The organism is Streptomyces sp. NPDC047014 (genome assembly GCF_040644195.1).
Classification (GTDB): domain Bacteria; phylum Actinomycetota; class Actinomycetes; order Streptomycetales; family Streptomycetaceae; genus Streptomyces.
Window position 1 is genome coordinate 114,942 of sequence record NZ_JBEYVX010000003.1, and the last position, 14,681, is coordinate 129,622.

At 73.0% G+C, this 14,681-nt stretch carries 12 protein-coding genes; 6 read left to right on the forward strand and 6 right to left on the reverse strand.

What is annotated here, in order from left to right; translation table 11 throughout:
- Positions 1-95: 95 nt before the first annotated feature.
- Both ABZ873_RS03045 and ABZ873_RS03050 read left to right on the forward strand, forming a co-directional pair.
- A complete protein-coding gene (locus ABZ873_RS03045; RefSeq protein WP_360864282.1) occupies positions 96-629 on the forward strand; it encodes a flavoprotein in 534 nt (177 codons plus the stop codon).
- Positions 630-912: 283 nt separating this feature from the next.
- Positions 913-1,758 (forward strand): nitroreductase/quinone reductase family protein, encoded by an 846-nt coding sequence (locus ABZ873_RS03050; protein ID WP_360864517.1) that lies wholly within the window; start codon positions 913-915, stop codon positions 1,756-1,758.
- Here ABZ873_RS03050 and ABZ873_RS03055 read toward each other — a convergent pair.
- From ABZ873_RS03055 to ABZ873_RS03070, 4 genes are all read right to left on the reverse strand, one after another.
- Positions 1,652-2,998, reverse strand: a complete 1,347-nt coding sequence (locus ABZ873_RS03055) for a HAMP domain-containing sensor histidine kinase (RefSeq protein WP_360864284.1) — start codon at positions 2,996-2,998, stop codon at positions 1,652-1,654. The genes ABZ873_RS03050 and ABZ873_RS03055 overlap by 107 nt on opposite strands.
- A gap of 169 nt (positions 2,999-3,167) precedes the next feature.
- Positions 3,168-3,371 (reverse strand): hypothetical protein, encoded by a 204-nt coding sequence (locus tag ABZ873_RS03060; protein WP_360864286.1) that lies wholly within the window; start codon positions 3,369-3,371, stop codon positions 3,168-3,170.
- Between the two features lie 112 nt (positions 3,372-3,483).
- On the reverse strand, positions 3,484-5,211 hold the full coding sequence (locus ABZ873_RS03065; protein WP_360864519.1) for an MFS transporter: 1,728 nt from the start codon (positions 5,209-5,211) through the stop codon (positions 3,484-3,486).
- A 612-nt stretch (positions 5,212-5,823) separates the two neighbouring features.
- Entirely contained in the window at positions 5,824-7,731 is a 1,908-nt protein-coding gene (locus tag ABZ873_RS03070; protein ID WP_360864287.1) for a D-alanyl-D-alanine carboxypeptidase, read from the reverse strand.
- Between the two features lie 1,643 nt (positions 7,732-9,374).
- Between ABZ873_RS03070 and ABZ873_RS03075 the strand changes: the two genes are divergently transcribed.
- The 3 genes from ABZ873_RS03075 to ABZ873_RS03085 all read left to right on the forward strand — a co-directional run bounded on the left by ABZ873_RS03075 (position 9,375) and on the right by ABZ873_RS03085 (position 11,635).
- Positions 9,375-10,112 carry a GPP34 family phosphoprotein gene (locus ABZ873_RS03075; protein ID WP_360864289.1) on the forward strand — a complete coding sequence of 246 codons (738 nt, stop codon included), beginning with the start codon at positions 9,375-9,377 and terminating at the stop codon, positions 10,110-10,112.
- Positions 10,113-10,321: 209 nt separating this feature from the next.
- Entirely contained in the window at positions 10,322-11,203 is an 882-nt protein-coding gene (locus ABZ873_RS03080) for a helix-turn-helix transcriptional regulator (protein WP_360864291.1), read from the forward strand.
- A 222-nt stretch (positions 11,204-11,425) separates the two neighbouring features.
- A complete protein-coding gene (locus ABZ873_RS03085; protein ID WP_360864293.1) occupies positions 11,426-11,635 on the forward strand; it encodes a DUF397 domain-containing protein in 210 nt (69 codons plus the stop codon).
- Between the two features lie 292 nt (positions 11,636-11,927).
- Here the strand turns inward: ABZ873_RS03085 and ABZ873_RS03090 are convergent, their stop codons facing one another.
- Entirely contained in the window at positions 11,928-12,809 is an 882-nt protein-coding gene (locus ABZ873_RS03090) for a hypothetical protein (RefSeq protein ID WP_360864295.1), read from the reverse strand.
- 70 nt (positions 12,810-12,879) lie between these two features.
- Positions 12,880-13,383: a hypothetical protein gene (locus ABZ873_RS03095; RefSeq protein ID WP_360864521.1), complete on the reverse strand. Its 504-nt coding sequence runs from the start codon at positions 13,381-13,383 to the stop codon at positions 12,880-12,882.
- A gap of 514 nt (positions 13,384-13,897) precedes the next feature.
- On the opposite strand from ABZ873_RS03095, the gene ABZ873_RS03100 reads away from it, so the two are divergent.
- Complete coding sequence (locus ABZ873_RS03100; RefSeq protein ID WP_360864296.1) at positions 13,898-14,680, forward strand: SDR family oxidoreductase; 783 nt, start codon at positions 13,898-13,900, stop codon at positions 14,678-14,680.
- Position 14,681 lies beyond the last annotated feature (1 nt).

The following is a 14,681-nucleotide window of genomic DNA, read 5'->3' on the forward strand; positions in this document are numbered from 1 at the left end:
CGTCACCATGGACGGTACCCACGCGCCGTGCGCCATGTGCGCCTTCGCCCCTGGACTCCTCGGGGAGCGGGGGAAATTGCATAGGCTCAGTCGTCATGACGACGAGGACTCTCTACCTGCTCTGCTCGGCAGCGCCGCCCGTGTTTGATGTCGCGCGGGTGGTTGAGGATGCGCAGGCGCGTGGGTGGGACGTGTGTCTCGGCCTGACGCCTACGGCCGCGGACTGGCTGGAGGGCAGGCTGCCCGGGCTGGCCGTCCTGACCGGGCACCCGGTCCGGAGCAGGTACAAGCGCCCCGGAGAGGTCGATGTGTGGCCCAAGGCGGATGCGGTGCTCGTTGCGCCGGCCACCTTCAACACCGTGAACGCGTGGGCACTCGGGCTCACGGACCGGTTCGTCGTCGGGGTCGTTGCCGAAGGCATCGGCAAGGGGATTCCGATGGCGGTGATGCCCTGCGTGAACGCGGCCTACGCCCAGCACCGCGCCCTGGAGCGGTCGTTGGCGGAGCTGCGGGAGATGGGCGTGCTGGTGCTGTACGGCGAGGGTGGGTTCGTACCCAACCGGCCCGGCGAGAAGGTCCCGTATCCGTGGGGGCTCGCCCTTGACGCCGTGGACGGTCTCGGCCGGTAGGCCGGCCCGGACGCACGAGAGCCTCTTGCTGCTTGACTGATTGCAGCCAGGACTCCTGGTCGTCAACTGCTGCGGGCTTTATGTGTGTTGTGGTTGTATGGGGGCGTGTCGCGTGACGCCGTCTACTGAGATGTGGGCCGGGCGGTGGTTGGGCAGGCACCTTTTCAGAGGACCGGGCCCATGGGCGTCTACGCCGCCGGCTACGGGTGATTTCTCTCGGTTGTTCCGCCGTTGTTGTCCGACGACGTATCGACGTGTGCATACCGTGAGGGATTACTTCTCCGTGTCATCTTTTGTTTCGTTCAATCAGCGTGTTATTGAGGAATTCAGGGCTTGTGGGGGGAAGGTCGGCGGGCCTTTCGAGGGAGCCGAGTTGCTTCTGCTCACCACCACCGGGGCCCGGTCCGGGACGTCGCATACCGTGCCCCTCGGGTTTCTCCGGGAGGGCGGCTCGCCGCTTGTTGTTGCTTCCGCCGGCGGGGCCGATCGGGATCCCGACTGGTATCGCAATCTGCTCGTCCGGCCCCTGGTGCGGGTCGAGACCGGGAGCGAGGAGTACGAGGCCGTTGCCGTGCCTGCCGTCGGGGATCGGCGCGAGGAGTTGTTCGCGCGGGTCGTGCGGGAGGAGCCCGGGTACGGGGAGTACCAGGAGCGCACCGCGCGCGTGATTCCCGTCGTGGTGCTCCAGCGGACGCATGAGGTGGACGTCGCCGAGGGCGGGATCGCCGGGAAACTGCTCGCCGTCCATGGCTGGCTGCGTGCCGAGCTGGAGTTGATCCGGCGGGAATCGGCCGCGTACGGCGGAGCCGCCTCCGTCGGAATGCAGTTGCGGCAGCATTGTCTGGCTTTCTGCCATTCGCTGGAGTTTCACCATCGGAGTGAGGACGGTGGGCTTTTCCCATACCTGGAGCAGCAGGAGCCCGGGCTGAGCGAGTTCTTCCGTCGGATCGAGGGAGAGCATCGGGTCATCGCCCGGCTCCAAGAGGAATTGGTACGGGCTCTCGACGCGCCCGGGGAAGATCTCAGCGGGCGCGTTCAGCGCATGAGTCGGGAGCTTGAGGCTCATCTCGACCGTGAGGAGGCTCAGTTGCTACCGGTGCTGCGGGCCCTGGGAGGGTCGGAAGGGTGATGTGCGCCTCGGCGCCGCCCTCCTCCCGGTTGCGGAAGACCAGGGCGGCGCCGAGGACCCGGGCCTGGCCCGCCGCGATGGTCAGGCCGAGGCCGTGCCCCTTGCTGGTGCCCTCCGTACGGAAGCGCTGCGGGCCCGCCGCGAGCAGGTACTCGGGGTAGCCCGGCCCCGCGTCGGCCACGGCCAGGGAGGGGCCGTCCACCGTGACCGTCACCGGGGCCGCTCCGTGGCGGTGGGCGTTGGCCACGAGGTTGCCCAGGATCCGCTCCAGGCGGCGCCGGTCGGTCTCCACCCGCGCCCCGGAGAGCACCCTCAGGGCGGTGTCGGTGCCCGAGGCGCGGATCGTACGGGCGGCCAGTTCGGCCAGGTCGCAGGAGTCCAGCTCGACGCGCTCGCTGCGGGTGTCCAGCCGGGAGATCTCCAGCAGGTCCTCGGTGAGGGCGCGCATGGCCCGCACCCGGTCCCGTACGAGTTCGGCCGGGCGGCCCGGCGGCAGCAGTTCGGCGGCGGCGTTCAGGCCGGTCAGCGGGGTGCGCAGCTCGTGGGCGACGTCCGCCGTGAAGCGCTGCTCGGCTTCGAGCTTGCGCTGGAGCGACGAGGCCATGGTGTCCAGGGCGCGGGAGACGGCCGCGACCTCGTCCTTGTTGCGCGAGCTGTCGTCGACGCGGGCGTCCAGGTCGCCGCCGCTGATGCGGCGGGCCACCTGCGCGGTCACGTGCAGGCGGCGGGTGATGCGGGTGACGCCGACGGCCCCGATGAGGAGGGTCACGCCGATGGCGAGGCCGGAGGAGCCGAGGATGGCCCGGTCCAGGTTGGCGATGGTGCGCTCGGCGCCGCGGAAGTCCACGGACACGGCTATGGCCGTACCGCGCTCGGCCGGGCCCGCGGCCCACATCACCGGGCGCCCGCGGTACGTACCCACCGCCGTGCCGCGTTTGCCGCCCGCGGCGAGGGCGCGCAGCTCCGGGGGCAGGCCGGCGGGGTCGATGCCCTCGCCGCGCGGCATGCGGGCGCCGTCCTCGTACGCCTCGATGGTGCGCTCCAATTTCAGGAGCGCCTTCTCGCGGGCCGTGCCGACGGTCTGGCGGGTCATGGCGCCGTGCACGAGGCAGCCCAGCAGTGCGGCGAGACCGCAGCACATGAGGGTGATGAAGACCGTGGCCTTCCAGGTCAGGGTCGAGGTCCAGGCGGGCAGACGCGGCTGCGGCCGCCGCCGCGCGCCGCGCTGCGTGTCGTTCATGGTCAGGTCACGGTAATGGGCCCGCCCCGGCGGGGGACCGGCGGGATCCGGCCTGTTCCGGCCGGTTCCGGTCGCTCACGGGTCGCTCACGGGTCGCTCATGATGCACCTGGGTCCGGACCGGCCCGTTCCGGGTCGCCCCGCCCCACCGGCCGCCCGCGTACCGCCCCTCAGCTCAGCCCGCTCGTCCGTTCCCCGATGCGGTCGCCCTGCGGAGTGCCGGCCCGCTTGAGTGCGGCCTTCGTGTGCGGGCCGCCCTTGACCTTGCTCCGGACCGGCCCGTCGAAGCCGTGGCCCTGCGGGCGCGGCGGCTGGGCGCCGCCCTGGGCCCGTTCGATGGCCGTGCGGACGTCCCGCTTCTGCTCTTTGCTCATCCCGTCGTCAACTCCCTCAGGAAGCACCCAATCGGACTACTGGGATCGTATGCACATATAGGGGTCTACGCACCCGGGCCGGTAGGCAAAGAATTCCGGCCAGGACGGCCGATCAGCGCCCCCCGGCCGCGACCGGAACGGGGCGCTCGGCCGCGACCGGAACGGGGCGCTCGGCCGCGCCCACCGCCACCCGCACCAGCTCCTCCGGGCACGGCGTGCCGCGCGGCAGCTGGTACTTCGCCGCCACCCGGTACTCCCCCGGCGCCGGAGCCAGCAGCTCCGTCCACACATCGCCCTCCGCGTCGGGCTCCGCCTTGAACAGGCACCCGGCCGCGTTCTCGTACTCCTTCGGCACGGACTGCCGCTCCTTCGAGCCGGCCGTCTCCTGCGGCGGCGCCACCGGCCTGCCCTCCGCGTCCACCAGCCCCAGCCACGGCGAGTGCGGGATCCGTACCAGCACCCGCCCGGCCTGCTTCACGTCCAGCACCAGCCGGTCGGCGCCCGCCCGCACCACGGTCGCGGGGCCCGCGACCAGGTCGGTGGGCTCCTGCACCTTGAACAGCTGCCAGTTCGCGTCGCCCCACACCTGCTGGAGGTACGGCAACCCCGCGCGCACCAGCTTCGCCTCGTCCTCCCCGCCCGAATCGGGTTTGTCGGCGGGCAGCACCACATAGTGCACGGCCCAGCGCTCCAGCCAGGCCCGGTAGCTGTCGGCGGTGAGGGTGTCGTCGTAGAAGAGGGGGTTGCGCTCCAGGTCGGCCTGCCGGTTCCAGCCGCGCGCGAGGTTCACGTACGAGGGGAAGGCGGAGGACTCGCGATGGCTGCTGACCGGGACCACCTCGACCCGGCCGCGCTCCGCGCCCGCCTTCTGGAGCTGGTCGACGAGGGGGGCCAGCTCGCGGTTCCAGGCGGCGACGGGGGTGGTGCGGACGATGTCCGTGATGCTGTTGAGGGTGATCCAGGCGTTCAGGCCGACGAGGGCGAGGAGCACGCCGTACCAGCGCCGGGTGCGCGGGACCTCGTAGGCGAGGGCGGAGAGCAGGACGGCGCCGCCGAAGAGCATCACCATGCGGGTGACGTTCGAGCCGACCTGGGAGTCGATCACCCAGGTCAGGAAGACGCCGAGGGCGTAGACGGCGGAGGCGATCCGGACCGTCTTCCAGCGCTTCGGCACGAGGAAGTGGATCAGCAGGGCGAAGAGGAAGGGCAGCCCGGCGGAGCCGATCTTCATCGGCTGGGTCCCGGAGAAGGGGAACAGCCAGGCGGACAGGCCGACGACGGCCACCGGGGCCAGCCCCAGCGCGTACGCACCCGGGCGCCGCCGGCTGAGGAACAGCGCGGCCGCGATCACCCCGAGGAAGAGCCCGGCGACAGGGCTGGCGGCGGTGGCGAGACCGGCCAGCGGGGCGGCGACGGCGGCCTTGGCCCAGCGCCGCTCGGCCCATTTGCGCGGCCAGCAGAAGACGGCGGCGACGGCGCCGAGGGCGAAGACGACGCCGAGGCCGAAGGTCACGCGGCCGGAGAGGGCGTTGCAGAAGAGGCCGTAGACCCCGGCCAGGGCGGGCCACAGCGGCTCGCGCACGGCGCGGCGGCAGCGGGTGAGGATCAGGGCGAGCAGGCCGGCCGAGACGGTGCCCGCGATCATCATCGTGGTCCGGACGCCGAGCATGTGCATGAGGTACGGAGAGACCACGCTGTACGAGACGGGGTGCATGCCGCCGTACCAGGCGAGGTTGTAGGCGGAGTCGGGGTGGCGTCCCACGAACTCGGCCCAGGCGTCCTGCGCGGCGAGGTCGCCACCGCTGTTGGCGAAGCAGAAGAACCAGACGACGTGCAGCACGGCGGCGACGGCGGTGGCAACGGCGACGGGGTGGCGGCGGAGGGGGTCGAGGGGGCGGCGGGCGCGGGGGCTGGCGGAACGGTCCTCCGGGGCGGCGGAACGGTCCCGCGGGCGGGTGGAGGGGGCCTCCGGTTCGGCGGGACGGTCCTCCGGGCGGGCGGCGGGAGCCTCCGGCCCGGCAGAGGGGGCTTTCGGTTCGGCGGAACGGACCTGCGGCCGGTCGGAGGGGGCCTCCGGGTCGGCGGAATGGCCCTGCGGCCGGACGGAGGGGGCCTCCGGGTCGGCGGAATGGCCCTGCGGCCGGACGGAGGGGGCCTCCTGGGCCGTGGAACGGTCCTCCGGGCGGCCGACGGGGGCCTCCGGCCCGGCAGAGGGGGCCTCCGGCCCGGCCGAACGGGCCTTCGGCCCCGCCGCGGGGACGGTGGGGGCGTCCGGGGGCGGGGGCGTTGCCGGGCCGCGGCTGTCCTGCTGCTCAGCGGTGCTCACTCCGCACTCCCCAACTCCCCGGCGCCTCAACACCTCGATCCGCACGGGCGCACACCTGCGTGCCCCGGTCCCAAGACGCGGACCGGCGCCCCGGGGTTGCCCGGGGCGCCGGAACCGCGGTGCGCGTCAGCCGACGCGCGTCAGCTTGCTGCCGATGCCCGGCGCCGCCAGATCGCTCTGGAGCGCCACCGGCACCTTGACCTGGCTGGCGCCGTCGCCGACGGTCAGCAGACCGACCTCCGTGCCCGCCTTGGCGGTCTGCGGCACGCTGCTGCCGCCGCCGTTGCCGAGCTTCACGTCCACGGTCAGCGAGGCCCAGCCGATGGCCTGGACCTCGGCAGTGGCCACGACCGGGGTGCGGCCGCCGAGCCCGTCGTCGACGTAGCCCACGACCTGGCCCTTCTCCACGACCTTCGCGCCCTCCAGGGACTTCTGGGTGGCGATGAGCAGCTGCTTGCTCGCGGCCAGCACGCTGTCGATGATCGGCGGCTTGTGCTGGGCGAGAACGGCGCCGACGATCAGCTGGTTGGTGTTGCCGATCTTCTTCTGGGCGGCGAAGAGGAGGTTTCCGCCGGCCTTCGTCGTCGTACCGGTCTTGATGCCGAGCGAGTCGTTGAAGGGGACCAGGCCGTTCCAGTTCCGCCATTCCTTGCCGGACGGGTCGGTCCACTTCGGCTTCTTGGTGATGTCGAGCAGCGTCTCGATCTCGACCAGCTTGAGGCCCAGCTTCACCTGGTCCTCGGCGGTGCTGACGGTGGTGGCGTCCAGGCCCGAGGGGTCGGTGTAGGTGGTGTTGGTCATGCCGAGTTCCTTGGCGGTGTCGTTCATCTTCTTGACGAACGCCTCCTGGGAACCGGCGTCCCAGCGCGCGAGCAGCCGCGCGATGTTGTTGGCCGAGGGGATCATGAGGGCGGCGATCGCGTCGTACTCGGAGATCTTGTCGCCCTCCTTGACGGTGTCGAGGGTGGACTCGTTGTTGACGGAGTCGTTCTTCTTGCCCTCGGTCTCGGCGGTCTTGTCGACGTCGATCATCGCGCCCTGCTCACCCTTCTTGATGGGGTGGTCGCGCAGGATGATGTACGCCGTCATCGACTTGGTGACGCTCGCGATCGGTACGGGCTTCTGCTCGCCGGACTGTCCGAGCGTGCCGAGGCCGGCGGCCGCCATGTACGCCTGGCCCTCGGCGGGCCAGGGGAGCTGGGGCTTGCCGCCGTCGAAGGTGTACGAGGACTTCGCGGTCATGACGAGCTTCGGCTCGGGGAGCGGGCGTACGAGCTGGACGATGCCGAGGACGACCGCCAGGAGCACGACGAGCGGGGTGTAGATCTTGATCCGCCGGACGGCGGTGCGGAGGGGGCTCGGCGGCGGGGGCGGGTTGTTGGTGAGGTCGGCCAGCATGTCCAGCGGCGGCTTGGGCGGCAGGGGCTGCTGGGTGGTGCGCTCGGTCCGGTCGGGGGCGCGGACGGTGGCCGCCTCGGGGGCGGGGCCCGGCGGGGGCGTGGCCGTGACCTTCTTGTCGAACCGGGGCCCGGCTTCGCCGGTCCGGAGGGGCACGAAGGTGCTGTCCTTGCCGGGGGCGGGGGCGGGCTTGCCGGTGCCGGGCGCGGCGGCGGCATTGCCCGTACCGGGCCGGTCGGTGCCGGGCTTGGCTGCGCCGGGCTGGTCGGTGCCGAGCTTGGCCGCGCCGGGCCGGTCGGTGCCGGGGGCGGCGGCCGTGCCCGTGCCGGGCGCGCCGGCGGGGTTGGCCGCGCCGGGCCGGTCCGTGCCGGGCTTGGCTGCGCCGGGCTGGTCGGTCTCGGGCTTCGGGGTGGCCGTGGCCGGCTTCACGGCGCGGAAGACGGTGGTGTTCGTGTCCTGGGCGGCCGGCGCGGAGTCCGCCTTCGGCGCCCGGAACACGGCGGTGGTCTCGCTGTCCTGCCCCTTCGGGGTGGGAACGGCGGCGGTGGTCTCACTGTCCGGGCCCGCAGCGGGCTTGGGCGCGCGGAACACAGCGGTCCGCTCGCTGTCCCCCTTGGCCGCGTCAACCCGAGGCACCCGAAACACAGCAGTCCGCTCACTGGCCTCCGGCCCACCCGGCGCGGCGTCCCCGCCGGGGCGCGCCTGGGCGCCACCCGCCTGGCCGGAGCCGCCCTGCTGCGCGGAGCGCTCGCTGGGGGCGACTGCCTCAGCGGAGCCCCCGCCCGAGCGGGCGCCACCCGCCTGGCCGGAGCCCGGCCCCTGCGGGGAGCCCGCCTTGGCGGCGTCGGCGCCGCCGGGACGCGTGTCAGCGCCACCCGGCTGGCCGGAAACAGCCTGCTGCGCGGAGCGCGCGTCGGCGCCAGCCGACTGGCCGGAACCGGACCCCTGCGGGGAGCTCTCGCCGGGAGCCCCGCCGGCCCGCTGGCCGGAACCCGACCCCTGGGCGGAGCGCGCATCGGAGGTGCTGTTGGCGGCGGAGGCCCCGCCGGGGCGGCGCTCATCGGCGCCAGCCTGCTGGCCGGAAACCGGGCCCTGGACGGAGCCGGAGCCCGCGCCGGCAGCGGAGGCCCCACCGGGGCGCTCACCAGCGGCGGAGTCAGCGCCAGAACGCTGGCCAGCGCCCGGAGGCTGCGCGGGGGTCGCCGCGTCGGCGGCGTCCTTGCTGGAGCGCGTGCCGGCGTCGGCAGGCCGGCCGGAGCCCTGCGCAGGGCCGGAGTCGGCTTCGGTCGGCTGGCCGGAAGGCGACGCCTGAGCGGACCCTGCGGCGGAACGATCAGCGCGGGCGCCGCCCCCGCCGGGGGACGGCCGCTGGCCGGAACCCTGCGCGGAGGCGGCGTCCTCGTCGGCAGCGACCGCCTGGCCGGAAACCGACCCCTGCGCGGAGCGCCCAGCGGCGTCCGAGCCTGCGGCAGCCGCGCGACCGGCGGCAGCTCCCGCGCCCCGGCCGAAGCCGGAGGGCTGGTCGGCGCCAGAGGCACGGTCTGCACCGGAAGCAGGGTTCGCGCCAGAGGCGCGCTCAGCCTCGGCGGCCCGCTCCGCGCCCGCGGCACGGTCCGTACCGGAAGCCCGGTCCGCAGCGGCGGAACGCTCGGCGCCGGAGGCACCGGAAGGCCGGTCGGCGCCGGAGGCGCGCTCAGCCTCGGCGGCGCCAGCCGTACCCGGGCGCGACTCCGCGCCCGAGGCACCGTCCGTGCCGGAAGCCCGGTCCGGGCCGGAGGGGCGCTCGGATTCGGAGGCGCGGTCTGCGGCGGGAGCCCGCTCGGGCTCGGAGGCGCGGTCCGCACCGGAGGCCCGCTCGGGCTCGGAAGCACGCTCCGGATCGGAGGCCCGCTCCGGCTCGGTGGGCCGGGCCGTCGAGGTGGGTGCGGTCGTCGACGGGTCCTCCGTGGAGGCCACCCAGGCCGCTACCGCCTCGCGGAGGGGGTCCCGTTCGGGTGGGGTGGTGGGGGCGGGGTCTCGGGGGCGGAAAACCGAGAGCCTCGGATCACGCTCCGCCGCTTCATCTACCGACTTGTCGGGGGACTCGCCCGCCACCGCTCCTCCTCATCGCCGTCACGTTCGGCTGTCCGAATGTCTAACAGTGTCCCGTCTAGGGGGCATCGCACCCGCGCCAGACGAGAACGACATAGTTGCCGGTTCCCCCACAAAGCGGCCACGCGCTCTCGACAGATGAATGTGAGAGGCGTCACCCTGTCACTCATCCACGCGGGGAGGCATGGATGGGCAGGAGCCGCAGAACAATTCCGGAGGAGCTTCTGCTGCTCGCCTTGGACCCGGCCACGGGTACCACGGCGCAGCCGCAGTCGCTCGACCTCGGCCTGGCCGGGGCACAGCTAGTGGAGCTGGCTCTGGCAGGACGGATAGCCCCTGATGGGGATCGTATCGCCGTGGTGATGCCACGGCCGACAGGAGATCCGACTCTGGACTCCGCACTGGAACTGCTGCGCAGGCGCGGCAGCCCGGTACGGGCCGTCCACTGGATCGGCGGACCCCGGCTGGGGCTCCGCCAGATTTACCTCGCTCATCTGGAGCGCTGCGGCATGGTCCATGCCGTCGCGGGACAGATGTGCGGAGTGCTGCCGACGACTCGCTACCAGGCGACGGACACGGACATCAGCCGGGAGATCCGAGCCCGGCTCGACAGTGCGATCCGCACCGGCGTACCGCCGGACCCGCGGACCGCGGCGCTCGCCGCACTGGCCCACGCGGTCGGCCTCGGCAAGCACCTGTACCCCGGCAACGAGGGGCGGTCGTCCAGGTCCCGGCTGCGGGACCTGATCCGGCACGACCCGATGGGCGGCCTCGTGGCGCACGCCGTGATGGACGTCCAGAACGGTGTGGCCGCACAGCCGCGCCGCGACCGCGCCCAGGCACCACCGGCCGCCCGGCCCACGGCGAGCGGCGTTCCGCTGCAGCCGCGCCGGACGGGTGCGATGGCCCGCGCGGCCGCGCACTGATCCACCGCACCAGAGCACCGAAGAACCACCACCGCACCGCCCTGGCGCGCGGGGTGGCGGGACCGGCGAACCGGCCCGCCACCCCGCGCGTCTGTGTTTTTCCCCGCCGTTCCCCAGCGCCGCCGCCCGCTTCGGTGGCAGTCTGCTCAGCATCAGACACGCAGAGAGACAGCTGCTGCACGACAGAAGAAGGCGGAGGTGCCGTTCACGTGGCGTCCAATGTCAATCCCACCGTCCGACGCCGCCGACTGGGAATGGAGCTGCGCAAGCTCCGCGAGGACAAGGGCATGACGGCCGAACAGGTCGCCGAGCGCCTCCTCGTCTCCCAGTCGAAGATCAGCAGGCTGGAGAACGGCCGTCGTTCCATCAGCCAGCGCGATGTCCGCGACCTGTGCGACGTGTACGAGGTCGAGGACCGCCGGCTGATCGACTCCCTCATGCAGATGGCGAAGGACTCCCGCCAGCAGGGCTGGTGGCACACCTTCGGCGACATCCCGTACAGCGTCTACATCGGGCTGGAGACGGACGCGGCCAGCCTGCGCACCTACGAGCCGCTGGTGATCCCGGGGCTGCTCCAGACCACCGAGTACGCCCAGGCCCTCGTCCGCGGCGCCTGGCCGGAGACGGCTCCGGTCGACGTGGAGAAGCGGGTCCAGATCCGGATGCACCGCCAGAAGCGGCTCTCCGAGACCGAGAACAACAACCCCGACCTCGGCCCGCTGCGCCTGTGGGCCGTGATCGACGAGGCCGCGCTGCGCCGGCGCGTGGGCGACCCCGGACTGATGACCCGGCAGCTGGAGTACTTGATAAAGCAGTCGGAACAGCCGCATGTCACCGTGCAGGTCATGCCCTTCGAGCTGGGCGCGCACCCCGGCGTGAACGGCCAGTACGCGATCCTCGAATTCCCGGACGCGGTCGACTCGACGGTGGTCTACATCGAGGGCGTGACGAGCGACCTGTACCTGGAGAAGGCCAACGACGTCCAGAAATACAGCGTCATGTACGAGCACCTGCGCGCCCAGGCCCTCGGCGTGGACCAGACCCGCGAGTTCATCGAGGACGCCATCAGGAGGTATTCCGAGATGAGCTGAAAGTCCAGGAATGCCGGAACCGGGGCGGCGGCGAGGAACGGCGCGGGACGGCGAAGGGGCGGCACCGTACACCGTCACCTACCGGCCACAGAAGACCCGAAACGAATATGCCACTCGGTCGGGTGAATGCCTCCTTCACCCGGCGGAAGCTGCGGGTAGCGTCCCTCACGTCGGCCGGAAATGACCGACGAGACACCGGAACTACTCGCACCGGAGAGAACCATGGCCATTCACCTGGGCTCGAACGACAACTGGGTCAAGTCCTCCTACTCCGCCAACAACGCCTGCGTCGAGGTCAAGTCCCCGGCCGCCGAGGCGATCGCCGTGCGCGACTCGAAGGCCCAGGACGGTCCGTCCCTCACCTTCGCGCCCGGCTCCTGGACCGCGTTCGTCACCGATGTCGCCGAAGGCCGGCCGGGGCGCCTGGTCTGAAGACCGCGTAGCGACCGCCCGCTGGACCTGGAGCCCTCTCGACCGACCCGCCGTCTTGGCCGAGGGGGCTCGGCCATGCCCGGCCGCATCCCGCCGGAGCGCTAGGCCGTCTCTTCCGGATCTTGCCGGGCCCGCGCTGCCCGGCACCGCACCTCATCCCCCAGACTCCGTCCGGGGGGACCCCCAGGTTGTCGGGACACCCGAGTACGTCCAGTACACGGGAGCCCCTCCGCCTTGCGATGCACGGCACCGGACAACGCGGGCTGACCCGACAAGATCCGGAAGAGACGGCCTAGCGGAGCTGGTCCACGTACCGGTCGGTCCCCGGCACCGTCGGGATGAAGGGGGCGACCAGCTCCACCCGGCCGAGCCCCGCCTCCGCGGTCTCCGCGTCGAGTCCGCGAAAGCGGTCCCAGCAGGCCCGGGGGTCCTCCTCCAGGAACCACAGCAGCGTGAGCCGGGTGCCGACGCCCTCCACCTGCTTGACGTAGGTCATCCGGTCCCCGGGCAGCGGGGTGGGCCGGAAGACGGTCACCATCGCCGCCGGGGAGCCGTGCAGCCGCCGCGGCAGGGCCCGCGAGCACAGCCACTCCAGCAGCTCGGCCCGCCGCTCGGGCCCGTCGGCGTCGATCACCTCCAGGACGAGGCCCGCGTACGGGTGGTCGAGGGCGTGCAGGTCCCGGGGGCCGGCGGCGCCGTCGCGGTAGACGGTCGCCGCGTGGTCCTGGAAGGCCGTGAAGACGTGGGTGCGGGCCTGGTGGACGCGGCCGTCGCGGTTGAGCCGCTTGTTGATGCCGACGGTCCACTTCATGTGCTCGTCGTAGCGGCCCTCGGTGATCCAGTACGTGGAGAGGTAGCAGCCGGCGGTGACCGGCTCGGCCACGGCGGACTTCTCCGGATAGCGCAGCTCCTGGAGCTCGCGCGTGGCCACCCAGCGGCGCCCGGCGTACATCCAGGGCATGGCCATCGCGCCGGCGTAGTAGTGGTCGTCCTCGTACCAGCGGTTGTACGCGTACTCGTGGCCCGGGTGCGGTTCCACCATGGTGATCAGCGCATGGCCGGGGCGGACCCCGTAGGGGCCGACGGACGCGAGGGCCGCGTAGTCGTCGGGGCGGGTGTCGGGGCGGGGGGTGTGTCCGGTGTCCTGCCCGGGGTCCTGCTCGCCTGTCGTCATGGCAACGGTCTAGCTGATGCCGCGTCAGAAGGGCAGCCCCGCGACGGCCCCGGACCGCCCCGGACCGCCCTCAGTGCGAGATGGCGACCTTGAGCAGCACGATGAGCAGCCCGAGGAAGAGGTTGATCGCGGCGGCCAGCGCCATCATCCGCCGCGAGGCCCCGGCCCGGCTGGCCGCGACCGTGCCCCAGCCGATCTGGCCGACCAGCGCGACGATGAGCGCGAGCCACACCGTCCCGTGCCCGCCCAGCCCGAACCACGGGCTGACGGCCACGGCGAGGGCGGGCGGGAGGGCCGCCTCGATGATGGGGCGTTCCTCGCGGGAGGTCTCCCGGACCACCCGCCAGCTCAGCCGCCGCACCATGCGGGCGCCGAACAGCCGGGCGAACACGTGTGCGGCCCAGAAGACGATGCCCGTGCCGAGGAGCAGTGCGATGAGCTGAAGCCGGGGGAAGGGACCGGGCGCGCCGGCGCCCACCACCACCGAGGCGGCCAGCATCGACCCGTACACGGCGCCGGAGTAGTCGGCCTTGCCGGCCGGCCGGTCCTGGCGGCGCGGTACGGGCGTCGTCACGTGCCCGCGGCCTGCACGGGCTGCCACTCGATGTCCTTCACGAGGCTCTTCCTTCCGCGCGGGGCAGTGGGACCACCGGGTACGGCCCATTGTGCGGCCGCCCGGCCCGGCGGGCATCCGCACGGGCCGGGGGCATCCGCGCGGCCCGGCGGGCATCCGCGCTGCCCGGGGCACTCGCACTGCCCGGCGGGCACCCGCACGGCCGGGGGCACCCGCGCTGCCCGGCGGGCATCTGCACGGCCCGGCGGGCATCTGCACGGCCCGGCGGGCATCTGCACGGCCCGGGGCGTCCGCACGGAGCGGGAATCCCGCACGGCCCGGGGCACCCGCGCTGCCCGGCGAGCATCCGCACGGCCAGGGCATCCGCACCGCCGGGCCGGGATCCGCACGGCCAGGGGCCCGGGGCCCGGCCCTCCGGCCCGCCCGGCCCTTCCCTCCGCCACCCGGCTCCCCTAGCCTGACGACCCGTCAGGTGCACCTCGTACCCCTACACACGCCGCCGCGGAGGACCGCCATGCTGCTGCAAGGGAAGACCGTCATCGTCTCCGGCGTCGGGGCCGGGCTCGGGCACCAGGTCGCCGCCGCCGTCGTGCGCGACGGCGGGAACGCCGTGCTCGGCGCGCGGACCGAGGCGAATCTCGCCAAATCCGCCGCCGAGATCGACCCCGACGGCCTCCGCACCGCCTACCGCACCACCGACATCGCCGACGAGGAGCAGTGCGAGGCACTGGCCGCGCTCGCCCGCGAGCGCTTCGGACGGCTCGACGCCGTCGTGCATGTGGCCGCGTGGGACTCGTACTTCGGGGGCCTGGAGGACGCCGACTTCGGGACCTGGCAGCAGCTCCTCGACGTCAACCTGCTCGGCACCCTGCGCATGACCCGGGCCTGCCTGCCCGCCCTCAAGGAGAACGGCGGGGCCGTCGTCATCATCGGCACGCAGTCCGCCGTGGCCGCGCCGAGCGAAGTGCGGCAGGCCGCCTACGCCTCCTCCAAGGGGGCGCTGACCTCCGCGATGTACTCCTTGGCGCGCGAGCTCGGGCCGTACCGGATCCGCGTCAACACCGTGCTGCCGGGCTGGATGTGGGGGCCTCCCGTACAAGCCTTCGTCACCTTCACCGCGCACACCGAAGGGGTGCCCGAGGCCGAGGTGCACGCCCGGCTCACCCGGCGGATGGCGTTGCCCGACCTCGCCACCGACGGGGACGTGGCCGATGCCGCCGCCTTCCTCGCCTCCGACCGGGCGCGGGCGATAACCGGCCAGTCCTTGCTGGTCAACGCCGGTGAGCTGATGAGATGAG

Coding starts and splice junctions, on each gene's coding strand:
- ABZ873_RS03055 (WP_360864284.1), bottom strand. CDS start 2,998: ATGAACGACACGCAGCGCGGCGCGCGGCGGCGGCCGCAGCCGCGTCTG.
- ABZ873_RS03075 (WP_360864289.1), top strand. CDS start 9,375: ATGGGCAGGAGCCGCAGAACAATTCCGGAGGAGCTTCTGCTGCTCGCC.
- ABZ873_RS03090 (WP_360864295.1), bottom strand. CDS start 12,809: ATGACGACAGGCGAGCAGGACCCCGGGCAGGACACCGGACACACCCCC.
- ABZ873_RS03045 (WP_360864282.1), top strand. CDS start 96: ATGACGACGAGGACTCTCTACCTGCTCTGCTCGGCAGCGCCGCCCGTG.
- ABZ873_RS03060 (WP_360864286.1), bottom strand. CDS start 3,371: ATGAGCAAAGAGCAGAAGCGGGACGTCCGCACGGCCATCGAACGGGCC.
- ABZ873_RS03085 (WP_360864293.1), top strand. CDS start 11,426: ATGGCCATTCACCTGGGCTCGAACGACAACTGGGTCAAGTCCTCCTAC.
- ABZ873_RS03100 (WP_360864296.1), top strand. CDS start 13,898: ATGCTGCTGCAAGGGAAGACCGTCATCGTCTCCGGCGTCGGGGCCGGG.